The 22,254-nt window shown below is 63.6% G+C and carries 24 protein-coding genes and 1 pseudogene; 19 read left to right on the top strand and 6 right to left on the bottom strand.

All coding sequences use genetic code 11. The annotated features are described in order from the left end of the window. Positions 1-75: 75 nt before the first annotated feature. Positions 76-1,131, bottom strand: coding sequence for a lytic transglycosylase domain-containing protein (locus U1703_RS17380; protein ID WP_332786728.1), 1,056 nt, complete (start codon positions 1,129-1,131; stop codon positions 76-78). 14 nt (positions 1,132-1,145) lie between these two features. On the opposite strand from U1703_RS17380, the gene U1703_RS17375 reads away from it, so the two are divergent. Continuing rightward, positions 1,146-2,438, top strand: a complete 1,293-nt coding sequence (locus U1703_RS17375; RefSeq protein ID WP_332786727.1) for a DUF8535 domain-containing protein — start codon at positions 1,146-1,148, stop codon at positions 2,436-2,438. A 49-nt stretch (positions 2,439-2,487) separates the two neighbouring features. Here U1703_RS17375 and U1703_RS17370 read toward each other — a convergent pair whose 3' ends face one another. After that, complete coding sequence (locus U1703_RS17370) at positions 2,488-2,757, bottom strand: hypothetical protein (RefSeq protein ID WP_332786726.1); 270 nt, start codon at positions 2,755-2,757, stop codon at positions 2,488-2,490. 238 nt (positions 2,758-2,995) lie between these two features. On the opposite strand from U1703_RS17370, the gene U1703_RS17365 reads away from it, so the two are divergent. The 5 genes from U1703_RS17365 (at position 2,996) to U1703_RS17345 (ending at position 9,016) form a co-directional block, all read left to right on the top strand. Then, on the top strand, positions 2,996-3,217 hold the full coding sequence (locus U1703_RS17365; RefSeq protein ID WP_332786725.1) for a hypothetical protein: 222 nt from the start codon (positions 2,996-2,998) through the stop codon (positions 3,215-3,217). A gap of 55 nt (positions 3,218-3,272) precedes the next feature. After that, complete coding sequence (locus tag U1703_RS17360) at positions 3,273-4,118, top strand: DUF7146 domain-containing protein (protein ID WP_332786724.1); 846 nt, start codon at positions 3,273-3,275, stop codon at positions 4,116-4,118. 6 nt (positions 4,119-4,124) lie between these two features. Continuing rightward, positions 4,125-4,406 (top strand): hypothetical protein, encoded by a 282-nt coding sequence (locus U1703_RS17355; protein ID WP_332786723.1) that lies wholly within the window; start codon positions 4,125-4,127, stop codon positions 4,404-4,406. 94 nt (positions 4,407-4,500) lie between these two features. Further along, a complete protein-coding gene (locus tag U1703_RS17350) occupies positions 4,501-4,692 on the top strand; it encodes a hypothetical protein (RefSeq protein ID WP_332786722.1) in 192 nt (63 codons plus the stop codon). Positions 4,693-4,804: 112 nt separating this feature from the next. Continuing rightward, the gene (locus tag U1703_RS17345) at positions 4,805-9,016 is read left to right on the top strand and encodes a strawberry notch-like NTP hydrolase domain-containing protein (RefSeq protein WP_443025836.1); all 4,212 of its coding nucleotides are present in this window, start codon (positions 4,805-4,807) and stop codon (positions 9,014-9,016) included. A gap of 137 nt (positions 9,017-9,153) precedes the next feature. On the opposite strand, the gene U1703_RS17340 is transcribed toward U1703_RS17345, so the two are convergent. After that, positions 9,154-9,366 carry a hypothetical protein gene (locus U1703_RS17340; RefSeq protein ID WP_332786721.1) on the bottom strand — a complete coding sequence of 71 codons (213 nt, stop codon included), beginning with the start codon at positions 9,364-9,366 and terminating at the stop codon, positions 9,154-9,156. A 59-nt stretch (positions 9,367-9,425) separates the two neighbouring features. Here U1703_RS17340 and U1703_RS17335 point away from each other — a divergent pair, with 59 nt between their 5' ends. From U1703_RS17335 to U1703_RS17275, 13 genes are all read left to right on the top strand, one after another. Further along, the gene (locus U1703_RS17335) at positions 9,426-11,609 is read left to right on the top strand and encodes a ParB/RepB/Spo0J family partition protein (protein ID WP_443025835.1); all 2,184 of its coding nucleotides are present in this window, start codon (positions 9,426-9,428) and stop codon (positions 11,607-11,609) included. Positions 11,610-11,698: 89 nt separating this feature from the next. After that, entirely contained in the window at positions 11,699-12,628 is a 930-nt protein-coding gene (locus U1703_RS17330) for an ArdC family protein (RefSeq protein WP_332786719.1), read from the top strand. Positions 12,629-12,679: 51 nt separating this feature from the next. Continuing rightward, on the top strand, positions 12,680-13,258 hold the full coding sequence (locus U1703_RS17325; protein ID WP_332786718.1) for a DUF6927 domain-containing protein: 579 nt from the start codon (positions 12,680-12,682) through the stop codon (positions 13,256-13,258). 24 nt (positions 13,259-13,282) lie between these two features. Beyond that, a complete protein-coding gene (locus U1703_RS17320) occupies positions 13,283-13,849 on the top strand; it encodes a thermonuclease family protein (protein WP_332786751.1) in 567 nt (188 codons plus the stop codon). Between the two features lie 47 nt (positions 13,850-13,896). After that, complete coding sequence (locus tag U1703_RS17315; RefSeq protein ID WP_332786717.1) at positions 13,897-14,238, top strand: hypothetical protein; 342 nt, start codon at positions 13,897-13,899, stop codon at positions 14,236-14,238. A gap of 103 nt (positions 14,239-14,341) precedes the next feature. Beyond that, on the top strand, positions 14,342-14,608 hold the full coding sequence (locus U1703_RS17310; protein ID WP_332786716.1) for an antitoxin: 267 nt from the start codon (positions 14,342-14,344) through the stop codon (positions 14,606-14,608). 8 nt (positions 14,609-14,616) lie between these two features. Further along, positions 14,617-15,018, top strand: a complete 402-nt coding sequence (locus U1703_RS17305) for a type II toxin-antitoxin system VapC family toxin (RefSeq protein WP_332786715.1) — start codon at positions 14,617-14,619, stop codon at positions 15,016-15,018. Positions 15,019-15,079: 61 nt separating this feature from the next. Further along, positions 15,080-15,715 carry a hypothetical protein gene (locus tag U1703_RS17300; protein WP_332786714.1) on the top strand — a complete coding sequence of 212 codons (636 nt, stop codon included), beginning with the start codon at positions 15,080-15,082 and terminating at the stop codon, positions 15,713-15,715. Beyond that, positions 15,681-16,991, top strand: a complete 1,311-nt coding sequence (locus tag U1703_RS17295) for a hypothetical protein (protein WP_332786713.1) — start codon at positions 15,681-15,683, stop codon at positions 16,989-16,991. Before U1703_RS17300 ends, U1703_RS17295 begins: the two co-directional genes overlap by 35 nt. Before the next feature lie 83 nt (positions 16,992-17,074). Then, the gene (locus tag U1703_RS17290) at positions 17,075-17,374 is read left to right on the top strand and encodes a hypothetical protein (protein ID WP_332786712.1); all 300 of its coding nucleotides are present in this window, start codon (positions 17,075-17,077) and stop codon (positions 17,372-17,374) included. After that, entirely contained in the window at positions 17,371-18,303 is a 933-nt protein-coding gene (locus U1703_RS17285; RefSeq protein WP_332786711.1) for a hypothetical protein, read from the top strand. Before U1703_RS17290 ends, U1703_RS17285 begins: the two co-directional genes overlap by 4 nt. A 232-nt stretch (positions 18,304-18,535) precedes the next feature. Further along, entirely contained in the window at positions 18,536-18,826 is a 291-nt protein-coding gene (locus tag U1703_RS17280; RefSeq protein WP_332786710.1) for a hypothetical protein, read from the top strand. A 98-nt stretch (positions 18,827-18,924) separates the two neighbouring features. Continuing rightward, complete coding sequence (locus tag U1703_RS17275; RefSeq protein WP_332786709.1) at positions 18,925-19,119, top strand: hypothetical protein; 195 nt, start codon at positions 18,925-18,927, stop codon at positions 19,117-19,119. A gap of 399 nt (positions 19,120-19,518) precedes the next feature. Here U1703_RS17275 and U1703_RS17270 read toward each other — a convergent pair whose 3' ends face one another. The 3 genes and pseudogenes from U1703_RS17270 to U1703_RS17260 all read right to left on the bottom strand — a co-directional run. Further along, entirely contained in the window at positions 19,519-20,328 is an 810-nt protein-coding gene (locus tag U1703_RS17270) for an IS5 family transposase (protein WP_332786708.1), read from the bottom strand. Further along, entirely contained in the window at positions 20,297-21,586 is a 1,290-nt protein-coding gene (locus U1703_RS17265; protein ID WP_332786750.1) for an IS1182 family transposase, read from the bottom strand. The genes U1703_RS17270 and U1703_RS17265 overlap by 32 nt, the downstream gene beginning before the upstream one ends. Before the next feature lie 3 nt (positions 21,587-21,589). Continuing rightward, positions 21,590-22,137, bottom strand: a pseudogene (locus U1703_RS17260) (IS5 family transposase); the annotation flags it as partial. Between the last annotated feature and the right edge of the window lie 117 nt (positions 22,138-22,254).

Below are 22,254 nucleotides of genomic sequence, written 5' to 3'. Positions count from 1 at the left end.
GTCACAATGCTTCCTAGTGGAAGCAAGCGGCTCCGACCGGCCCAGCCGTGCACGGAGCGCCTGTTGAAGCGTCGATCAGAAGATGGCGATGGTTGCGCCCGGCCGACGCGTGGCCGCAGATTGGCCAGACACCATAGGCTGGAGCGGCGCTACCCGCGCATAGCCTGATAGACGGTTCCAGTTGGCCAGGATGTTCGTCACATAGGCCTGCGTCTCGGCAATCCGCGGCACCATACCGCCGCGTACCCGGCCAGGCCCGGCATTATAGGCCGCCAGGGCCAGATGGACCTGACCGAAGCGATCGAGATGGCTGCGCAGATAGCGTGCGCCCCCGCGAAGGTTTTGCACGGTGTCATAGCGATCGACGCCGAGCTGCGCGGCCGTGGCAGGCATAAGCTGCGCTAAACCAAAGGCATTTTTTGATGAGGTCGCGAGCGGATCATAGCCGCTTTCCCGCAGGATCATCGCGTCGAACAGACCGACCGGGATCCCCGCCTCGCATGCGATCGCGCTGATCATCGCATAATAGGCTGCCCTCCGGCGCTCGGTCGCGGCGCTCAGAAAACCAGACGGATGATAGGCAGCGGGTGCGCAGCCAGGAGTGAAGGTGACGATCGGCGCTGGTGCACCACGGCGCATCCAGCTTGGCACCGCTATGCTGGAGAGTGGTGCAACGGCATTTACCACTGGCGGCGCTGCGGGGGCCGTAGCCGGTGCCAGCGAGGGCGCCGTCATCTCCTGGCTCATGCGATATTCGACGTAACGTCGGCTCAGGTCGTGAACGCGGAAGAGCGAATCTGCGGTCGATGTTTCATTTGGTTCATCGCTCGGCTTTCCCGCCGGTTCAGCCTCGCCGGCTGGCATAGGCTGGTTCATCGTGATCAGTGTGACGCTGCGCCTGCCCGTCTGCGCGTGCCCTGCAACCGCCCCTGTCATTGCCACTATTGCCACCGCGCTGGCGGCCCATCCCTGTCGCATTTCGTGCTCCCTTTTGTCCCTTTCAGCCAAGGGGAGAGCGGCGAAGTCCGAATTGTCAAGATAGGCACATGGTGGCAAAATGGCGATCCAGGCGTCGTTTCCGGCGCTCGTTCGCGACTGCCATCGCACCGTTTTGCCGTCCTGATGGGACATGCGGAGCCGTGCCTATGTGGCTGATCGATCGCGATACGAACGGCTGTTCAGGCAGCCGCATCCCTCTACCACCTGCTCTACGCCAGGCGCTGGTGAGCTGGTACGTCGGTAAAGGTAGCTTCCACGACGAGAATGCCGGGATCACCCTGGTCCAGAATGCACGCATCGGCCTCAAGTGGCTGGCCTGCGATTGTCTGGGCCCGTCCGCCCCGCCGCCCATTCTCACGCCTGCGTTCCTCTCCGAGGCCGAAACCTATTATCTGCGCCGCCTGACAGGATCCCACCGACCAGAGCATAAAGAGGCCTGCCCGTTCTTCCGCGACCAGGCGACCAATCGGATTACGGAGATCCGCAATCGCTCGACACCGGCGGACCCACCGTCTGGCTTTTTCGAGGTGCTGAAGCCGGCGCCGGAGAACCTGTCCCAACGGCCCGACGAGGATGTCACCGACGATCGGACGCGCAATGCGTCGGTCCCACGCATGGCCCGCCTCTTGTGGCGGCTCCTCGACACCGCCGGTGTGAACACTGTGGCGCCAATCTCGGCCGGCGAGGAGCGTTCGATCAAAGCGGGCTTCAGCGCGATCGGCTATGCCGCAGGTCGCATAGAGATCGCGCCGGGGATCGAGCTGGCGCGGGCATTCTGGTCGCATCACCGACCGCTGCAGACCAATGCTATCTATGCGACGCTTCGCCGGATGGGACGTGAATGGCCGCGTGACCATGCGCCGCAAGGCTTCGTACTGATGTATGCCAAAGCCATTCGCGGGTGCGACATCCAGGTGGCCGACGGCGAACTGATCACGATCGCCAACCGCGTCCAGTCGCCATCGGTGCGTGGCAACCGCATCGCCGGACCCTATCTGGTCCTCGTCGTTGTCGGCCAATATCCCGAAGCTCACGGCCTGGCGCCGCTGCGCGGCTATGCGCAGCCGATCTATAACGGGCAGATGTTCGTGCCGGTCGACTCGAATTTCGAGCGCGAGGTCCTGCGCGAACTATTGCGATCTCAGCGCACGCTCGACGCAAGCGGCATTGACCTGGCGATCGACAAACCGGTGTTCGATCGGCTTACCCCGGATGGAAGTTGCCGGCCTGACTTCTTGATCGAGGCGCGGTCGCGCATGACGGGCGAGATCCGCACCATTGTCATCGAGGCGATGGGGCTGAATGACGAAGCATATCACGCCTCGAAAGCCGTCACGCATCCCAGGATGCGGCATCTGGGAGAGTTGATCAGCATCGCGCCTGAAGACGTTGCAAACGGCTCTATTCCGATGAGGTTGAAGCAGGCGCTCGATCTATGACGTGCTTATGGCGACCCATTTCCAGTTATTCAGCGATCGGCCCAAAGCATCAGCTCCACTTCATGGAGGCGGCAAAGGCAACGACAATGCCGAGTGTTACGGGTGTGGAGAGAAAATACAGCTTTTGCCAGCGCCACCACAAGCGCGGCAGGAAAAGCATCGCCTGACGCCGCGACCGCACATCGTTCCAAATCTGCTCCTGGTAAGCCTGCCAGCCTGTTACAGCGACTGACATAGTCATCGCGAACGCACAGCAAATGCCCGCCGCGACATAAAGCGCCACCCAATTCTCAATTTCTAGCGCCGTAAACTGGTCCATTTTCGGTCCTCATGATCCGTCGCCCCGGCGTGCCGTCTCCAACCGTGACGCGATGGTCAGGGTTCCACCCTATGAGGCTCCTCCAAACCAGACAGCGTCATCGGCACCTGCAGTGCCGAGCTTCACCAAGTGTCCAAAAGGAGAGGGAGAAAGGCGGAAGGTGAGCTGCGGGGAAGCTTCCGCGCATGCTCTTCCATCCAATGGATGCGCTCGCATCCCCAAGGTCGAGAGGCCCACCATGACACCTGTGATCTTATTCATTCGCCGGCCCGGCGAAGAGGACATTGCCGACGTCTACGGTAATGAGAATGATGCTCGTGACGCACTTATCGGCTTCGTTCGTGAGCATTGGGCGCGTGACGATATCGCGTGCCCGCCCGACGATGATGAAGCGATCAAAGCCTTCCGTGAGGGCGACGGCGTGATCTGCGCTCTCGTGACCGTGCGCCGCCCCAGCTGACCAATAGGCGGGGTTGATGCTCGGCGTCGGCCCCGCACGCCTCAGGAGACAGCCCGTGGCTGTGATCAAGAACCCCCCGTCTCAAGCCGCCCGCGACCTGGTGAAGGCCCTTGGAGGCACCTGGCACGGCTATACCGCGATGTGTCGCTGTCCGGCGCATAAGGACAGCGAACCCAGTCTCTCGATCCGGCAGGGCGACCGCGGCATCCTCCTCACCTGCTTTGCCGGTTGTACGCGGCCTGACGTCCTGCGCAGCCTTGACCGTATTCCGGTGACGGGCTCGTGCCACGCACCAGCCATCACCCCCGCTCAGACCGGTACAGCCCATGTCGAGCGCATCTGGAACCAGGCCCGGTCCGTGATGGGCACGCTTGGCGAGCGCTACCTGCGACGCCGAAACATGCTGCCGATCCCGGCAGACATCCGCTTCCACCCGAAGTGTCCGCACGGTGCCAAGCCGAACACGACCTATAAGCCGGCGCTGCTGGTCGCTATCCGTGACGCTGGGCGCCTGGTGGCCATCCAGCGCATTTTTCTCGATCCTGACACTGGATGGCACACGGCCAAGGCCCAGCTCGGAGCCCCCGGCGCCGGTGCCTGGACCGGCGGTACGGTTGGCCCGACGCTGGCGATCGCCGAAGGCTTCGAGAAGGCCGTTGCGTTCACCAGGCTCTATGGCGTCCCCTGCTGGTCCTCGATGGGCGCTCGCCGGATGGATCTCATCGATATTCCGACCAGCGTCACCAAACTCATCCTGGCGGGAGACCCCGATACGGAGGGTCGACGCGCCGTAAACAAAGCGATCCCAGCCTACGTCTCGAACAATCGGGTTGTGATCCCTCAGTTTCCAAACGGTTTCGGCGACTGGAACGATCAGCTATCAGCCAAAGTAGAAAGGTGAAGGATCATGCTCTTTCCTCGCAAGAGAACGCAGCTGCTGATGATCCTCCTACTTGGAGCCTCCTCATACGCCTTCTATCGTTTAGGAGAGCCCGAGATGGCGTGTCTTTTCGGCGTTATTTCCGGAATGACTATGCTCCTCTCGGCGGTGACCATCCTGTTAGGGTTGCCATTGCCACCATCGCTGACGGAATATGAAAAAAGCGATCTTTGGCTGGCGCAGAAATATGGTACGCGCGATAGCAGACCGCGACGCACCGGGAACAGTCGCCCTATCGGCCGGGGATGACCGGTTGCCGCGCGAAGGTGGCGACCGTAGAATGCTCGGGGAAATCCTGGTGACTATACGGTGATCCTGGACCTTATGAAGCTGAGGCCTGTCCATGAAGACCAATCTCTTCCGGCTATTCGACTTCCTCGTTTACGCGGGCGGACTGGCGTTTTTCTTCATCTACGTTGCACCGACATGGGGCCTGATCTGGGCGGTGCTGGGCCTCTTGATCTTTGTCGCTATCAGCACCGCCCTACTCGGCTTTTTGCAATTTAAACTGCGCATTGCCCCCCCGGTGACCTAACGGGGCGGCCCCCCTTCTCCCCGCGGTTCCAGGGCTGTCCGGGCCAATAGAGGAGAGAGGGAAAGGAAGATGGGAGGCGGCGCGACGAAGCAGCCGCCCGAGGAGATCTTCCATGCCCCACCATACCGCGCAGACCGTCTCGATAGGCTATGACCCTGCGCCCTGGATCGCAGCACGTATTGCCGATCGCGGTCGCATCACGCGCGCTGATCTGAACCAGGTAATGACCGATGCCTATGGCGGAAGCGACGCCGACGGGCTTTGGAGCCAGCGCGACAGCTTCGAGGCACTGGAGCGGGCGCTGGCCCTCCATCTGCTTCGCCATCCCCGCGCCCTGACCGCACCGGCCGATGTCCGTCATGCGATCGACCTGGCCGCCAACATGCCGACCCAGACCGTGCGAAGTGAGGAGCAGCTCAATCTGCAGCAATTCAGCACGCCGATCGATATTGCCGCGCTGGCGGTATTGCTCGCCGCGATTGGCGCCGATGACGTCGTGTTGGAGCCGAGCGCGGGCAATGGCCTGCTTGTCGCCCAGATCCCGGCCCATGCCAGCCTGCAGTTGAACGAGCTGCACGCAGGCCGGCGCGACGGCTTGGTTGTGAGTTTCCCGACCGCGATCGTCACCGGTCACGATGCCGCTGAGCTGGTTGCGCACCACGCCGCGCTGGAGCGGCCAAGTGTGGTCCTGATGAACCCGCCCTTTGCCCGCAGCGTCGGGCGCGGCGCTGACGACCTGGCGGCCGCGCGTCACCTTCAGGCAGCACTTCGCCGGGTCCGCGCTGGCGGGCGGGTCGTGGCGATCATGCCGGACTGGTTCGCGCCGTCAGCTCGGTTGCAACAGGTGTTCGCGGCCGTGCTTGCGGGCTGCAGCGTGCGCACCTCGCTACGCCTGACCGGCTGCTACGCCAAGCACGGGACCAGCATCGACGTGCGGCTCTACGTCATCGACAAGGCCGATGGCGCTGAGAATTGCCCAACCATCGAGCGCGGCTCGGTCGGCGAGCTTCTTGACGTCGTGACCGTTCCTGACCGCCTCCCGCTGGCGCCCGCCCCCGCGCCGTCGCGCACGCCAGCGCTGGCGCTGTTCGGGGCGGCCCGCGCGACCAAGGTCGCGCCGCCCCGCCCCTTTCGCGCTCCGGCGCGCAACGCCGTACTGCCAGTCGGCTATACCACGCTGACTGATCCGGCTCCGCTTGGGCGTCAGGTTGGCATCTATCTGCCGTATCGACCCAGCCGCCTGGTCTTCGATACGGCCGGGGAGCATCCAAGCGCCCTCGTGGAATCGATCGCTATGGGCTCGATTCCGTCTCCCATCGCCAGCCATATTCCGCATCTCCCCGAGCGGACCGTCACCGATCGTCTGCTCTCTGCCGCCCAGTTGGAAACGGTGGTGTATGCTGGGCACGCCTGGACCCAGATGCTCAGTGGGCGTTTCCGGCCGGACAAGCAGGGTGTCGGCCTGGTACTCGACGAGGACGGTCGTGAATATCGCAAGGCCTTCTTCCTGGGGGACGGCACGGGTGCCGGCAAAGGAAGACAGGTGGCGGCCTGTATCCTCGATAACTGGCTGGCGGGCCGGCGCCGTCACATCTGGGTGTCGAAGAACGCCCCCCTGCTCGAAGACGCACAGCGCGACTGGACCGCGCTCGGTGGCCTGTCGGCCGACATCCAGCCCTTGTCGAACTGGAAGATCAACGAGCCGATCACGCTGACCGAAGGGGTGTTGTTCGTCCCCTATCCGACGCTGCGCTCCAGCCGCGGCGATGCCACCCGTCTCCAGCAGATCCTCGACTGGGCTGGTTCGGATTTCGATGGCGTCATCGCGTTTGACGAGGCGCACGAGATGGGCGGCGTCGCCGGCGGTGAGGGCGTGATGGGCAAGACCGAGGGCTCGCAGCAGGGCGTGTGCGGCGTTCTTCTCCAAAACCATCTGCCCGCGGCCCGCATCCTCTATGCCTCCGCCACCGGTGCCTCCGACGTCAACAATCTTGCCTATGCGGTGCGGCTTGGCCTGTGGGGGCCGGACACCGCCTTTGCCGATCGCGAGGCGTTCATCAGCCAGATTCGCGAAGGCGGGATCGCGGCCATGGAGCTGGTCGCGCGCGACCTGAAGGCGCTTGGCCTATATACCGCCCGGGCGTTGAGCTTCGCTGGCGTCGAATATGAAGTGTTGCGTCACGCGCTGACGCCCGAGCAGATCGCGATCTACGACACCTATTGCGAGGGCTGGCGGATCATTCTGCAGAACATGGAAGCGGCCCTGTGCATCACTGGCGTCGTCGATGGTCTGGCCAATGAAACGCTGAACAGTGGCGCCAAGGCGGCCGCGCGGTCGCGTTTCGAGTCCGCCAAGCAGCGCTTTTTCGGTCAGGTGCTGCTGTCGATGAAGCTGCCTTCGGTCATCAGCGAGGTCGAGCGGCATGTAGCGGCCGGCCAGTCGGTGGTTCTGCAGCTGGTGACGACCGCCGAAGCCATCCTCGATCGCCAGCTCGGCAGCCTGTCGGCCGAGGAGCATGCGGATCTCGACATCACACTGTCCCCGCTCGAATATTGCATCGACTATCTCGAACGCGCCTTTCCGACGCGCCAGATGGAGACCTTCAGCGACGACACGGAAACCGTTCGCTCACGGCCAATGTCCGACACCGAGGGCAATCCGGTTCACAACCCCGAGGCACTGGCAGCGCGTGAGCGAATGATCGAGCAGATTTGCGCGCTCCCGCCGATCGCGTCGGCCCTCGATGCTCTCATCGCGCATTTCGGTCCCGACCATATCGCTGAGGTGACCGGGCGCTCCAAGCGGCTGGTGCCCACCGCGGCCGGTGGACAGAAGATCGAGAGCCGCACAGGCAGGACCTCCCAGGCCGAAGCCGCGGCATTCATGGCTGGGACCAAGCGCATCCTGGTATTCTCGGACGCGGGCGGCACCGGGCGCTCCTACCATGCGAGCCTGGAGGCCAAGAACCAGCAACAGCGCGTTCACTTTCTCCTCGAACCGGGCTGGCGCGCGGACCGGGCAATCCAGGGGCTGGGACGCACCCACCGCACGCATCAGGCCTCGACGCCGCTATTCCGGCCGGTCACGACCGACTGCAAAGGCGAGCTGCGCTTCACGTCGACGATCGCGAGGCGTCTGGACTCGCTTGGAGCGCTGACGCGCGGCCAGCGCCAGACCGGTGGCCAGAACCTGTTCGACCCGTCCGACAACTTGGAGAGCAGCTATGCCCAGGCGGCGCTCATCAGCTGGTTCCACCTCCTCGATCGCGGCAAGCTCAAGAGCGCGAACATGAGCGACTTCTGCGACCGCACCGGCCTGGTCCTCCACAATCCCGATGGAATGCTGAAGGACGATCTGCCGCCCATCCAGCGCTGGCTGAACCGCCTGCTCGCACTACCAATCGGCATGCAGAACGCCATCTTCGAGGAATTTCTCGGTCTCGTTGAGGCCCGCATCGCAGCAGCGCGCGAGGCTGGGACGCTTGATGTCGGCGTCGAGACGATCACGGCCGACACCGCGACCGTGATCGACGATGTCGTGTTGCGTATCGATCCGATCTCGGGGGCCAAGTCCCATCTTCTCACCATCGAAATCCAGCGTCGCAAGACACCCATCACGCTGGCGCGCATTCTCTCTCTTGCCAGCGACGAGGATGACGAGGCGTTCCTCATGAATACCCGCTCGGGGCGCGTGGCGCTGCGTAGCTGGGGGCGACCCTGGATGGACGAAAGCGGCGAGCCGATCCCTCGCGCCGAGCTGCAGCGTCCCTGCCGGCGCGAATATCATGGCGCCGCCACGCTGTTCGAGAGCGCATGGGAACCAATCGATCGCGCGACCTTCGAGGCAAAGTGGGCAGCTGAGGTCGAAGAGGCCGCCAACGAAATCGACACCCAGATCGTCCGATTGGCGACCGGCCTCCTTCTGCCCATCTGGTCGGCCCTCCCGTCGGATCATCTCGCGGTCAACCGGATCGTCGACCAGAATGGCAATAGCTGGCTCGGCCGCCTGGTCTTCGACCAGCATATCGCCAAGCTCTACACCAAGCTGGGGATCGCCGAGGCGGGCGACCTGCCAGTCGGTGCGATTGCGCGCTCGGTATTGTCGGGCCGCAGCGTCGACGTCGTCCGCCCGTTCGCGATGACGATCAAACTGGCGCGCGTGAATGGCAACCAGCGTGTCGAGATCGTCGGGGCACCGGCCAATCAGCTGGCTTGGCTCAAATCGCTCGGATGCTTCACCGAGATCATCCGCTACCAGACGCGTGTGTTCGTGGCGGCGGACCGGGCCGAAGCCATCCTCAACCTAATCCTTCCGGGAACCTGAGAGGTACGCAAGCAGGTTCTGGTCCGTTGGGCTGCGAATTATACATATCGATCGCAGCCTGGCGGTCCACCCAGTCTGTCACGCGATTCTTTTGGAAAAGAGAGATCCAAGTCTGACCGGGCTGAAGCGGTCCTTTTTCAAATGCTGAGGGGCAGGCGCTGCTGACCTGATTCAAAAAATCCGAATTGGGTGTTGGGGTGATTATCATTGCTACGGCAAGAATAGCTCCAACACCCCATGGTGAGACAGCTTTCAAGATACCCATAACCTCCGCACCCCTTTTCGATATGGCCGGCAACATAGCTTAATTCGATCATCTCATCCAGGCCGGCAACACTTGCAGTGGTCAAAAGAGAGAGGGGGAAGGGGATAGGTGACCGGTCGATGAGCCGGGAGCTTGTCAAAGGAAATGCCCGTGACCATTCAGTCCGTGAAGCTGTCGAACCTGAGCCTGTCCGCGATCAACGTGCGCACTGCGTCGGAGGAAACGCTGGAGATCGAGTCGCTTGCCGCTGACATCGAGGCGCGCGGCGTTCTAGTCAATCTCCTGGTCTCACCCGCGGGCAAGTCGCGTGGTCGTTTCGAGGTGTTCGATGGCGGCCGGCGCTGGCGGGCGCTGAACCTTCTGGCGACGCAGGGCAAGATCGCCCTGGACACCTATGACGTTCCTGTCCGCGTTCTCAAGGCCGATGAGGCGACGCTCAGCGAGACCTCGCTGGCCGCCAGCTTTCATCAGATGAAGCTGACCCCGGCCGAGGAATGCCGCGCGTTCCAGCATTTCATCAGCAAGGGCGCTGATGTCGACGGCGTGGCCAAGCGGCTCGGTGTGACGGTGCGGTTTGTCGAGGGACGGCTGCGCCTGGCCCAGCTGGCGGAGCCGATCTTCGATGCACTGGCCCAGGGTAAGATCACGCTCGATCTCGCCAAGGCTTACGGTGCGGCATCGAGCCAGGCCCGCCAGATGCTGGTTTGGAACAGCTATGGCGCAAGCGCCTATTACAGCGTCGACACTATCCGCCGGCAGATCCTGAGCGAAACCATCCGCTCGACCGAGCCGATCGCGCTGCTCATCGGCGCCGACGCCTATGTCGCGGCCGGTGGCAAGATCGATGCGGATCTGTTCAGCGACGAAGGCGACAAGTGGATCAACCCGGAGATCGCGCAGGGTCTTGCGTCCGAATTGCTAGAGGCCGAGGCCAAGCGGCTGGGTGAGGACGCGGGGCTCGCCTGGGTGCGGCCGCTGGTATCCACGGACATCTATACCGCTGCACGGCAGCTCCACCGTGTCAGCCTGCCGACCGCACCCCTCAGCGAGGACGAAGATGCGCGTCTGACCGCGATCGCTGAGCGGCTCCAGGCGATCGACGACCTGAGCGATAACGGCCAGGAGTTCACCGAGGAGGAATGCCAGGCGATCGAGGCCGAAGGTGACGCCCTTGAGGCCGAAGCGCGCGACATTCGTCGTCGTCCGCAGATCTTGCCCGACGAACTGCGCTCGCGCGTCGGTGCGTTCCTGACCCTGACCAAGACCGGCCAGATGGTCCTCGACACGACCTATTATAGCGAAACGCCGCTGACCATCACCGCGGTCGAACCCGCGGCCGGGGACGGCGAATGCAGTGATGACAGCGACCATGACGACACCGACGCGCAGAGCAAAGACGGTGCGGGCGATGCTCCGGCGTCGGCGTGGCGGATCGAGGAACGGCCAGCGTCCACCCAGCCGGTGCCGGCCGCGATGGCTGGTCCGGACGGCAAGCAGCTCAGCCAGGTGCTGTACGACCAGCTGGCGATGCAGCGCCGTGACGTATTGGGGGCCGCGCTGCTCAGCCACCCCGCCCTCGCCGTCGACTATATGCTCTTCCTGATGGTCGATGCTCGCGAACACGGTGGGTCAGGCTCGGGAGCGACGATCCGCGCCCCCCTTCCGCAGAACCCGATGCCGGTCGATGCCATCCCGGCAAGCCGCGCTGCGGCTCATATCGCCGAGGCGTATGACGCCCTCGACAGTAAGTGGACCGAGCATGATGATAAGGTGGCGCGGTTCGAGGCCTTCCGTCTCCTCGCAGACGACATCAAGGCGGCATGGCTGGCTTGGGTCGTTGCCACCTCGTTGGAAGCCAAGGACAGCTATAGCGCGACCGTTCAGAACGCGCTTCAGAACCGGTTGGCGACGATCATGGAGGTCGACGTTGCCCAGTGGTGGCGGCCGACGTCGGCGAACTTCTTCGACCGTGTGCCCAAGGGCGCGCTCATGTCGGTCCTGCATGAAGTTGGCGGCCCGACGCTCTCCAGCCGCTATGCGAGCGGCAAGAAGCCCGAGATTTCCAGCTCGTGCCAGAAACTGTTCGCGGGCGAAGCGATCGTCGAGGCCGAAGTCGCTCAGGCGGCACTGGCCTGGGTGCCCGCTGCCATGCGCTTCCCCAACACGCCGGCACCCTCGCTGGAGAAGGCAACAGCCGACGTGGCCGATGGCACGGCCTCCAGCGAGCTGACGGTGCCGCTAGATCCGGCTGACGACTGCGAGCTGGACACCGACATCGATCTGGCAGCGCTGCTGGTCGACGAGCCGGACGCGATCGCGGCCGAATAACGAGGCGTCACGCACGTCGACGCTGTGGCCGGCCACCCCTGATCGGGCGGTCGACCATGGCTGCGTTTCCCTAGCCCGAAAGGATCGGCATGACCGAACCCCGCCTGTCCGGCCGCGCGCTTGCCGAGGCCGTGACCCAGAACCTGGTCGAGCGGATCGAAGCCGGTGCGCTGCCATGGAGCCGCCCCTGGTCGTTGACGGGCGAAGGCGGTCGGCCGCTTCGCCACGACGGCTGTCCCTATAATGGGATCAATTGTCTCCTCTTATGGTCGACGGCCGAGAGCCGGGGCTATCGCAGTCGCTATTGGATGACTGCGCGCCAGGCCGAATGTCTGGGCGGCGCATTGCTGCCCGGCGCAGCCGCCTCCTTCTCCATCTATGCCGCGACCGTTCGCCAGGGCGGTGCCAAGGCCACCACCACCGAAGCTGGCCATGCGCGCATCATCAGTTTCCTGCGCCATTACACCGTCTTTAATGCCGACGAGATCGTCGGCCTGCCCGACTGGTATTATGTGCGCGACGTGCCCCCGCTGCCCCGGCTGCTGTCCGAACGGCAGGCCGCGATCGATGCCTTTTTCGCGAAGCTACCGTTGAAGATCCGGCGTGGTGGTGACGAGGCGTTTTACTGCCCCCTGCGCGACATCATCCAGATGCCGCACCTTGGCAGTTTTCATTCCGCCGATGCCTATGCCAGCACGCTGGCGCACGAGTGTATCCACTGGACCGGCAGCCCGCAGCGCCTCGATCGGGAATTTCCCAAGCGGTTCGGCGACGACGCCTATGCCTTTGAGGAGCTTGTCGCCTGTATCGGCGAGGCGATGATCTGCGCCGAGCTGGGTCTGCCGAGCGAATTGCAGGCCAGCCATGCCGGTTATCTGGCGCATTGGCTCTCGATCCTGCGCACCAATACATCCGCCATCTTTCTTGCCGCCAAGAAGGCCGACCAGGCCATCCGCTATCTCCATGACTGCGCGGCCAATGCGGCAACATCCCCCTTGAACACCGCGATCGCGGCCTGATCGCTGACGGAGACCATATTCATGGGCTGGTTATATAAGGGCGAGCGCAGCATGGCGCCGTACAGCACGCCGAAATCCTATCTCGATGGGCAATTCACCTATGAGCGTGTCACGGACGGCGTCACCAAGGGTTTGAGGGTGCTTGCATCGTCCTGCCCCGGCAACCGCATCTGGTATGCAGCGGCACAGGAGACCCAGAACGGTCGGGCCGGCGAGGTGTTTGCGGTCATCTGCGTGATCCGCTGGGACCCCCGAGCAGCGGACGGCATGATCTTCGGCTATAAGAGTATGACTGAACATGGACGTCCTTTCGAGGTCGATTGCCCCGAGCATATCCTCGACATGCTGACACCCACGGATGACGTACGCTCTCTGGCCTGGCGCAAGAATTGCCGAGACCGCATCGCGCTTCGGCGTCGCAAGATCACGGACGGCATGAAGATCAAGTTCGACCAGCCGATCAACTTCCAGGATGGCTATAGCGGTGATGAATTTGTTGCCGTTCGCGGGCGCGGCGGGCTTGCCTTCCGGGTGGCAGGACGGGCAAATCTCTATCGCATCAGCGGTGTCGCGACGCTGCCATGGCGCGTCATCCCAGAGACCAAGGTCTACAAGACCGTCTTTGCCTGATCCCTTTTCCCGAAAGCATTGACCATGGCCAAACCCCGCCCAGCGCACATTGCCGCTGCCCTTTGCCTCGTTCTGTCCGGCTGCAAGCCGGCGATCGCAGATTTTGTGTCTTCACAACGCGCTGATGCGCTGGTTGCGCGCGGCCGCGCGATCGACGGCGATACCGTCTCGGTCGACTTCCGCCTGTTCGGCGCAGACGCCTATGAAAAGCGTCAGCTTTGTGAGCGTCAGTCCGGCTGCTGGCCATGCGGCAAGGCCGCCCAGGACTATGCCGCCCGCTTCCTGAAGCGCGGCAATGCCACGATCCAGTTGACCGGCAGTCAGAGCTATGGCCGCCCCGTCGCCGTCATCACCGTCGACGGCCAGGATATGGGGGAGGCCATGATCGAGGCAGGCCTTGCCGTGCCAGCGCTGCGCTACCTCAAGGCCGATCCAGATCGGGCCGAGCGCTATTCGGCGGCTTTCAACCGCGCTGCTGCGGCTCATGTTGGCGCGCAAGACGGCAATGCCCTCGCTCCTGACAAATGGCGCCGCGGCGAACGTCTTTCATGTGAAAGCCGACGTGGGCCTGCGACCGACCCGGGCGCATAGAGAAGAGCGGGAAAGGATGGCGGTGTCTCTGTTGAAAGGATGCCGCCTTGTCTTTCCCCTCGCCCACCGGAACATCAGCCGCACAATCCGACGCGGCTGTTGCCGACGCGCTCCCTCCGATTCCCATTCATCGCACGCTTGATGGCGAGCTGCTGCGTGCCTTCGAGCATATGGCCGATGCGCTGCGCATCCTCGATCTGCTCGGCCAGACCAGCGCTGCGGGCGCACTGATGACCGCGATCGCGCTGATCACGGCCGAGCCCGAGGCCTGGGCCAATGACGAGATGACCGCTGCTCTGTTTATCGACCGCTATGAAGCGTACCGGCAGGCCGTCGACCAGCAGCGTACGGACCCAAAATGGGCTACACGCCCGACCCATGATTTTTGATGTCGGGCACAGCCCTTCCGTCCCAAATCATAAAGGCTTCGGCCCCATTTGAACCATAGCCTTCGCCATGGTATATACACGACATATGCAAGGAGACGTTGCTATGGCCGAACCAGCAATGAACCGTGATGTGCGCTTGGCCAAACTGTTCCGTAACAATCGGAGCCAAGCCGTTCGCATCCCGGCCGAGTTTGAGTTCTCGGGCAGATCGGTGCTGATCCATAAGGAGGGCGATCGCCTCATCATCGAGCCTGAACCCCGACCCAATCTGCTCGATACCCTCAGGTCGTTGTCGCCGCTCGGGGTTGAGGATGCCTTCCCCGAGGATCTCGACAACACCCTTCTGCCGCTGAAAGACGTCGAGCTGTGACCCGTTACATGCTCGACACCAACATCGTGTCTGACCTGATACGCAATCCGCAAGGCCGTGTATTCGAGCAGATTGCGGCTCTCGGCAGCGACAGCATATGCATCAGCATCATCACCGCAGCAGAGCTGCGTTATGGATGTGCCAAGAAAGGGTCCCCTCGCTTGTTGGCGCAGGTCGAGGCGATCCTTGATAGCATCGATATTCTCCCCTTCGATGTGCCAGCCGATGGAGAATATGGCGGTATCCGGGCTGAGCTGGAAGCGGCTGGGAAGCCGATCGGTCCCAATGACTTGCTGATTGCGGCTCATGCCTATTCCGTCGATGCGACATTGGTCACCGCCAATGTTGGCGAATTCCAGCGCATCCGGGGACTGCGGGTCGAAAATTGGCTGAGCTACCCCGGGCATTGAAAGGAGAGAGGGAGCGAGAGGTTCGGGCGTGTGAATGCGCCCGGTATCTCGGAGCTTCCTCATGGTTCACGACCCCGCCGCTCGCCATCACCAGGCCCTTCAAGCAGACGAACTGACGCGTATTGGTGAGACGGTCCATGCGATCGGCTTGGCCCTGGCAGACTGCCGCCATGCCGGAATCGACCCCGAGGCCGACCCCGCCGTCATTCTGCTGGCCCGCCGCCTGGGCCAACTCTGCGAACCCCGGCATTCAAACGGCCTGCTCCAGCGCATGTGCGCATCAGCGATGGCCGATGCCCGCGCCAGGCCGCCCTTTCCAGCGGCGCAACCGCGCAGCGCCAAGCTCGACCACGAGGCGATCGGGCGCTTCCATCTTGACGCGCGCAAGGCACTCTTTCGGGTCGCCCAGGCCCTCGATCTTCATCACGACGACTATACCATCGCCACGGATGAAAAGACGGGCATGTACGGCACGACCGTCCTCCACGGCGATGAGGTCTATGTGACCGTCGGTTACGGATTCCTCGGTGCTGGCATCGAGGTAAGCTATCGCCGCGTTCGCGGCCGCCATGATACCTGCGGCGGGCAGCGTTATGCCTCGACCATGCCGGACGTGATGGCGCCGCTGGCCTTTGCAGCCCAAATCCGGCGCGATCTCGGGCTTGCCCGGCCTGCTGCCCATTTGCGCGCGGCCTAACGCAATGACCGAGGCTCCCTTCATCGCCGCTGATCCTGCGACATGGATAGCGCAGGGTCGCTCCCCTGAGATGGCCGAGGCCTTGGCCTGTGTCTGGCGCACCTGGCCAGACCTGCCGGTTGAGGCCTCTGCAGCGGATCGCCGTGAGCGCTTCCGCAAGCGTGTCGACGCCATGCGGCCCATCAACATTGCCATCGCCCGCGCCAGCGACCTGCGCCAACAAGCGTCGAACTTCGCCTTCGTCGCGGCCAAGGCCGCAGCGGGCAAGGCCAGCGAACATGATGGCATGATCCTCCAGGGCCGCGACGCTCATGGCTATGGCTGGATGGAGGCGGTGCGCTATGCCGATGGCTGGCAAGCCGCACAACGCGGATGGCCGCATGCCTGCCACCATGACGGATCCGACCTGGCGGTTCGTTGGGCGCGACAAGCCGCCTATGATCGTGGCTTTGCCGAGGGCGGCGGAAACGTCGAGGATCTGTTCGACACCGCACGGCGGAGCAATCTGGCCGCGCTGCGCGCCGACAATTCGCCCAGGCTCCCCCTCCCCACTCCTTTTAGTCGGCCCTTGCCGAGTGCTTGGCCGCAACCGAGCGATCGGCCGCGTCCGACGCCTTGGCCTCGACGCCTCGCCATCGTCGCCAATCCAGAGCTGGTCGCGCTCATCTTTGACCGTCCAGGCGCGGAGGCCATGACGGTCATCGGTATAGATGCCCGCCACGGTTTCGTTCTGCTTCAGCCGGGCAGCGCTGACATTACCGCCATGCCCGGCATCCGATTGAAGGGTGCTATCCCCGAGGCCGCCCAGCTGCGCGCGCTGATCGGAGCTGCCGAGTTCGACGACATCCTGATCGCTGTCGACGACGCACAGTTTGGCATCGTCGACGGGATTGCCGGTGTCCTGCCGCTCTGCCGCACGATGGAGCGCACACGGCATACGCGGCTGTTGCAGCGCGGCCAGCTGCGCCTTTGGCTCGATCGGGGGCGCAAGGCCGATGACAATGTCGGTGCCGGTCACATCCGCTGGGGCAAGGTGATCCATGGGCTTACCGGCAAACTCGGAGAATTCACGGCGCGCTATGCTGGCCCGGTGTCACCGCGCGGCCATCTCATCCGCATCGAGATACCGTCAGGCTGCCCTGCCGACGGCTATGCAACGTCCTCAGGTGCTTTGCTGTCGCCTGACATCGTCATCTCGAACAAGTCCCACCTGCGCCGCGAGATGGCTCAGGCTCTGCGTGCATTCTGTGGCGCCACCCAACTCATGGCCGCCTGATCCCTTTGATCGGCGCGGGAAGGTGAAAGGAAAGAGGGGTGGAAGAGGGGTAACCGGTAATGCCGCCGGAAGGATGACAGACCATGCGTTCCCACACGATGCGTTCCATTGTCGCGTTCTATGAGGTCGACCGCGCCTATGGCGGGCCCGAGGAAGGCGGCTGGTATTATGACACCGGCCGCTGTGTCCGCCCGCTTGGCGTGTACCTGAACGACGAAGCAGCACTCAAGGCTGCCCAGCGCGCCAACCGTCTCCTCGAACGCCTGCAGCGCCGTCGTCGCAGCGTCGACTCTATCCTCTATGAGGGCGGCCGCTACCGCGCCCTTTCGTTTGCGGGCCTGGCACCCGAGCACTTCCCCGCTGAACGGCCTCGCTACCAATGACCGCCGTTGAAGCATTGCCGCCAGCTCCCACGGTGCTCGCATATGGCGTTGGCGTCGACAGCACAGCGCTGCTCATCGAGCTGGTTGCGCAAGGCCGTGCGCCGGATCTCGTGCTGACCGCCGACACCACCGTCGAGAAGCCCGCCACCTATGCCTATCTCGATGCCATCCAGCCCTGGATGCAGGAGCGCGGCATCCGCCATGAGATCGTCTTGTACCGCACGAAGCGTTTCAAGCATTGGCCGCCCTATTACGGGCTGTTGGAAATGTGCCTGACCAACGCCACTCTGCCCAGCAAATCGCTGGGTGGCTCCAGCTGCAGCCTGAAATACAAGAAGGCCCCCCAGGACGCTTTCCTGGCGAGCTGGCCGCCAGCGCTGGCGGCATGGGACCGTGGCCAGCGCGTCATTCGCTATATCGGCTATGACGCCGGCCGGCGCGATCTGCAGCGCGCCACCCACGCGCTGGCGATCGACGATCCCCTCTATCAGTGCGAGTATCCCTTGCAGGACTGGCGATGGGACCGCGCAGCCTGCGAAGCGCGCATCCAGGCCGAAGGCCTGCCCGTGCCGCCCAAATCCGCCTGCTGGCTTTGCATCGCCAACCAGCCACAGGAGATCCGCGATCTGCCCGACTGGTGCCTGCGCCTGATCGTCCTGGTCGAAGCCCGCGCAGCGCCCCGCCTCCACACGGTCGAAGGCCTGTGGCGGCGCGGCACCCGCAACCGGCCTGGCTCGATGACTTCGTTCATTCGCCAGGAGCGCCTGCTGCCAGGCGACGAGATCGATCGCATCATCCGCGATGCACCTACCGATCTGATCCGCTTCCAGGATGTGGCGGCCGCGATCCCGCTCGCCGAACGGCCGACCATGCGCGATTGGCTCGATCGGTTTCACGCCGGTCTGGCGGTCCTCCCCAAGGCCGCGTGACTAGGCCGAGAAGGCCCTGACGAATGTGGCTGTCCCATGTCCGTCAGGGCCTTCCCTTACCGGCGCCCAGTGGGAGGACAGGACGCCTCCGCGCCCCTTAGCAGGGAAATAGGACCCGCCAAGCCTGACGGGTCCCATCCACCCTTCCCAAGGTTACGCTCACCGCATTTCGCGTCAGCGCTGCCCTGCGAATAGCCACCCAACATGACATCCTGACGATAGGAGACAGTCGATGAGCCGTTACGAACTCCAAGGCCGCGCTGATAAAGCCTGGGTCGCACATGCCGTCATCGGCTGGGACCGGCCGCTTAATACCTTCTTCGTCCAGGTGTTCTCCAACGCCACCGGCGAGGAAGAAGTCGCCGTCTGGGAAGGCACCAACGACCGCGAGTTGCCCACGCCCGAGGCCGCGATCGCTGTCGTCGAGCCGTTCGCGATCGTGCCCGCAGGCATGATCGAAAACCTGCGCCGCGATTTCGCCGAGCAGCCTGCCCGATCGCCGCTCTGGCCGCGTCTCTACTGACCAGCGGCCGTATTCCATTCATGACCGGCGGACGGTGTGGGCATCGCCACACTCCATCCGCCGGTCCAGCATCAGCACATCACCCGAAGGACATCATCATGACCGGCATCGAAACATCACCCAAGCGCGCACGGCTCGCCTCGTTCGAGAACGCATATGCCGTCGCCACCCGCATGTGCGAGGCCACCGGCACGGACCAGTTCGTCTACCCGACCGGCGACCCGGTCCAGCCCTACCGCATTACGGCTGATCGTCTCGCCTGCGAAGGCCGCCCGCTTGCTCGCATCGCCTGACGCGAGGCCATCCATCACCATCCCGGATCACAGCCCTCTCGTGTGATCCACATCCATCCTGATCGGGGTCCGGTTAGAGAATGGTCAAAATCGTACGCTAAGGCTGGCGAGCGTCCCGATTGGGATGCAGACCGTCCGAAAACGCGACGCGAGATGCTTGGACGGGAAAGTCCGCAGAGGAATTGCTGAATCTGGGATATTTGCCGACTGCTGCGCCCTCGTGAGGCCAAATCGGCTTTGGGAAAGTGATTCCCTCGGTCGTGACGGCGAATATGGCTGCGGGAATCAGGCCTGCACCGCTTGGATCAACCCCGGCACGCCGATGAGGGTAATGGCCCGTCTGAGATTGTAGGCAAGTGCCGTCAGGCTAAACTCGGCGCGCACCTTCTCTAGAGGCTGTTATGAACCTATGGGGAGTTGAGCGACTTGCTTCATCATGAGGCATGCGAAGGCGACGATATGAAGTCCGGCGAGTGTTTCGGCGTAGCGTTCATAATCTTTGACGAGGCGGCGGAAGCGGGTTGCCCAGGCGAATGATCGTTCGACAACCCAGCGGCGCGGCAGCAGCACGAAGCCGCGTTTGGCTTCAGGCAGCTTGACGACCTTCAAGGCGATACCGTGCCCGGCCGCGGCATTGGCGGCGCGCTCGCCGGTATAGCCCTGGTCCACCCAGGCGATCTCGACGTGGCCATCGGTGACGGCCTGCACGGTGCGGGCGAGCCGCTCCACCTCACCGCGATCCTCGGCGCTGGCGGGTGTGACATGCAGCGCCAACAGGTGTCCCAGCGTATCCACCGCCATGTGGATTTTCGAGCCTTTCTTGCGCTTGCCCCCGTCATAGCCGGCGCGTTCCCCGCTCTCGGGCGTCGATCGCAGCGTCCGACTGTCGATGATGGCCGCGCTGGGTTCGGCCGGGCGTCCTGCGGCCAGTCGCAATACACCGCGCAGGTCGTCCACCATCGCCTCGAAACAGCCCGCTGCCAGCCAGCGTTGCGTCTGTTGGTACACCGCAGCCCAGGGCGGCAGGTCGTTCGGCATCCACCGCCACGGCGCGCCCGTCTTCACGATGTAACGCAAGCCGTTGAAAACCTCGCGCAGATCATGCTCTCGCTGGCCCGCATCCTCCCGTTGCAACAGCAGGTATGGCACGATCAGCGACCATTCCTCGTCGTTGATGTCAGACGGATACGGCTTGCGGCAAACACTCATCCAAAATCAGATGAATCAGCCGATCCTCCAAGTCCATAACAGCCTCTAGCCCGCGCATCAGGAACGCGCCTTGGTTCATCGACTGCTTGATCGTGCCGAACGGGTGCTCGACGGTGGAACGGCGGGTGACAAGGAGGTCCGGTCGCTTCGCAAGACGCTCGGCCATGCGCTCGATGATCTCTTCCTTTTCCCAGCGGTTCACCCGCCGCCAGCGTCCCGTGGTACATAGCACCTTCATCTGGCACCCCACGCAGGCGGTGGGTTTGGAATACTGGACCGTGACATGCCCTCGGGTAATCGAGCTGTGGCGGGTGTCGAGCACCTGCCCGCCGGGGCAGTGATAGGCGTCGGCTGCCGGATCGTAACGGAACCGCTCCTTGGGAAAGAGACCGTTGCTGATATTGATGCCCCGGTGCGGGCGGGGAATGTACGGTGTGATGCCAACCGCCTCGCACGCCTCGATGTCCTCACCCTTGTGGTAGCCCATGTCCGCGACTGCATCGATCCGCTCGACGCCAAGCGCCTCCTTCGCTGCCCCGGCAATGGATGCCAGCAGGCCCATGTCGTTGCAGGCGTTGGTGACGTGCTGCTCGACGATCAGGCTGTGCTTCGCATCGACCGCCACCTGCGCGTTGTAGCCGATGGTCACCTTGTCATGGGCGACCATCGCGCGGGCATCGGGATCGGTGAGGGAAATCTGCCCTTCGCCGCTTTCCTCCAGCTGTTCCATCAGCGCTACGCTCGCCTGCCGCTGCTCGCGCAATCTGGCGATCTTGGTCGCCAGCGCCTCGGCGCGGCCGGTGCCGGCCGCATCCTCACCGCGGTCGATCTGGTCCAGCTCGGCCAGATAGCGTTCCAGTCTCGCGTCGGCAGCGGCGAGATAGGTCGCGAGCCGCTCGCGGCTGAAGTTGCGCGACCGGCTGTTCACCGCCTTCAACCGGGTGCCGTCCACCGCCAGCAGCTCGCGACCGAACAGGTTGAGCTTGCGGCATAGCACGACGAACTCGCGAAACACCGCCTTGAATGCCACCCGGTTGTCGCGGCGGAAGTCGGCGATAGTCCGGAAGTCCGGACGCACCCCGCGCAGTAGCCAGATCAGTTCCAGATTGCGGCCCGCCTCCGCCGCCAGGCGTCGGCTCGAGCGCACCCGGTTGAGGTAGCCGTACAGGTAGAGCTTGAGCATGTCGGCCGGATCGTACCCAGGCCGTCCCGTTGCCTTCGGTCGCGACCGCTGGAAACCCGCTTTACCTAGGCTCAGGACTCATTGATTGATCCAGAAGATGACGGTGGCAGCGAGTGCGATGGCTGACATGAAGGCGTGAGCACATCGGTCGTAGCGGGTATGGATGCGTCGCCAGTCTTTGAGGCGGCCGAACATGTTCTCGATCCTGTGACGACGGCGGTAGAGTGCAGCATCATGCGGGATCGGTGCCTTGCGGCCTTTGCGTGACGGGATGCAGGCGGCGGTTCCACGCGCGGTGAGCGCCTGGCGGAACCAGTCGGCGTCGTAGCCGCGATCGGCGAGCAGAATGGGAGCGGGTGGCATCGCCTCGAACATGAGGGCTGCACCCTTGTAGTCGCTCATCTGCCCTTCGGTGAGCAGCATGACGCGCGGGCGCCCCCGATCATCGCAGATAGCGTGCAGCTTGGAGTTCAGGCCGCCTTTGGTACGCCCGATACATCGGGGAAGAGCCCCTTTTTGAGCAGGCTGGCTGCCGTTCGATGCGCTTTCAGGTGCGTGGCATCGATCATCAACTGATCCGGTGGTCCGCCCTCGGCCGCCAGTCCGGCAAAGATGCGGTTGAACACTGTCAATCGGCGTCCAAAAAGGACCCCCTATCGGCGTGCAAAAGGGACCCCCTTCGTCGAGCAGCGTGACGGGTATGACGGGCGCACCGTTCGCGCTGGTTGCGGCGTAGGGCGGGC

The sequence above is a fragment of the Sphingomonas flavida genome, assembly GCF_036663655.1.
Classification (GTDB): Bacteria; Pseudomonadota; Alphaproteobacteria; order Sphingomonadales; family Sphingomonadaceae; genus Sphingomonas.
Note: the sequence above shows the minus strand (reverse complement) of the source record. Positions and strands in the feature narration are given on the sequence as shown.

What these genes read in the sequence shown, in the direction of transcription:
- U1703_RS17380 (WP_332786728.1), bottom strand. Translation starts at nt 1,131, where the DNA reads ATGTCCCATCAGGACGGCAAAACGGTGCGATGGCAGTCGCGAACGAGC.
- U1703_RS17375 (WP_332786727.1), top strand. Translation starts at nt 1,146, where the DNA reads ATGTGGCTGATCGATCGCGATACGAACGGCTGTTCAGGCAGCCGCATC.
- U1703_RS17370 (WP_332786726.1), bottom strand. Translation starts at nt 2,757, where the DNA reads ATGGACCAGTTTACGGCGCTAGAAATTGAGAATTGGGTGGCGCTTTAT.
- U1703_RS17365 (WP_332786725.1), top strand. Translation starts at nt 2,996, where the DNA reads ATGACACCTGTGATCTTATTCATTCGCCGGCCCGGCGAAGAGGACATT.
- U1703_RS17355 (WP_332786723.1), top strand. Translation starts at nt 4,125, where the DNA reads ATGCTCTTTCCTCGCAAGAGAACGCAGCTGCTGATGATCCTCCTACTT.
- U1703_RS17350 (WP_332786722.1), top strand. Translation starts at nt 4,501, where the DNA reads ATGAAGACCAATCTCTTCCGGCTATTCGACTTCCTCGTTTACGCGGGC.
- U1703_RS17345 (WP_443025836.1), top strand. Translation starts at nt 4,805, where the DNA reads ATGCCCCACCATACCGCGCAGACCGTCTCGATAGGCTATGACCCTGCG.
- U1703_RS17335 (WP_443025835.1), top strand. Translation starts at nt 9,426, where the DNA reads ATGCCCGTGACCATTCAGTCCGTGAAGCTGTCGAACCTGAGCCTGTCC.
- U1703_RS17330 (WP_332786719.1), top strand. Translation starts at nt 11,699, where the DNA reads ATGACCGAACCCCGCCTGTCCGGCCGCGCGCTTGCCGAGGCCGTGACC.
- U1703_RS17325 (WP_332786718.1), top strand. Translation starts at nt 12,680, where the DNA reads ATGGCGCCGTACAGCACGCCGAAATCCTATCTCGATGGGCAATTCACC.
- U1703_RS17320 (WP_332786751.1), top strand. Translation starts at nt 13,283, where the DNA reads ATGGCCAAACCCCGCCCAGCGCACATTGCCGCTGCCCTTTGCCTCGTT.
- U1703_RS17310 (WP_332786716.1), top strand. Translation starts at nt 14,342, where the DNA reads ATGGCCGAACCAGCAATGAACCGTGATGTGCGCTTGGCCAAACTGTTC.
- U1703_RS17305 (WP_332786715.1), top strand. Translation starts at nt 14,617, where the DNA reads ATGCTCGACACCAACATCGTGTCTGACCTGATACGCAATCCGCAAGGC.
- U1703_RS17300 (WP_332786714.1), top strand. Translation starts at nt 15,080, where the DNA reads ATGGTTCACGACCCCGCCGCTCGCCATCACCAGGCCCTTCAAGCAGAC.
- U1703_RS17290 (WP_332786712.1), top strand. Translation starts at nt 17,075, where the DNA reads ATGCGTTCCCACACGATGCGTTCCATTGTCGCGTTCTATGAGGTCGAC.
- U1703_RS17285 (WP_332786711.1), top strand. Translation starts at nt 17,371, where the DNA reads ATGACCGCCGTTGAAGCATTGCCGCCAGCTCCCACGGTGCTCGCATAT.
- U1703_RS17280 (WP_332786710.1), top strand. Translation starts at nt 18,536, where the DNA reads ATGAGCCGTTACGAACTCCAAGGCCGCGCTGATAAAGCCTGGGTCGCA.
- U1703_RS17275 (WP_332786709.1), top strand. Translation starts at nt 18,925, where the DNA reads ATGACCGGCATCGAAACATCACCCAAGCGCGCACGGCTCGCCTCGTTC.
- U1703_RS17270 (WP_332786708.1), bottom strand. Translation starts at nt 20,328, where the DNA reads ATGAGTGTTTGCCGCAAGCCGTATCCGTCTGACATCAACGACGAGGAA.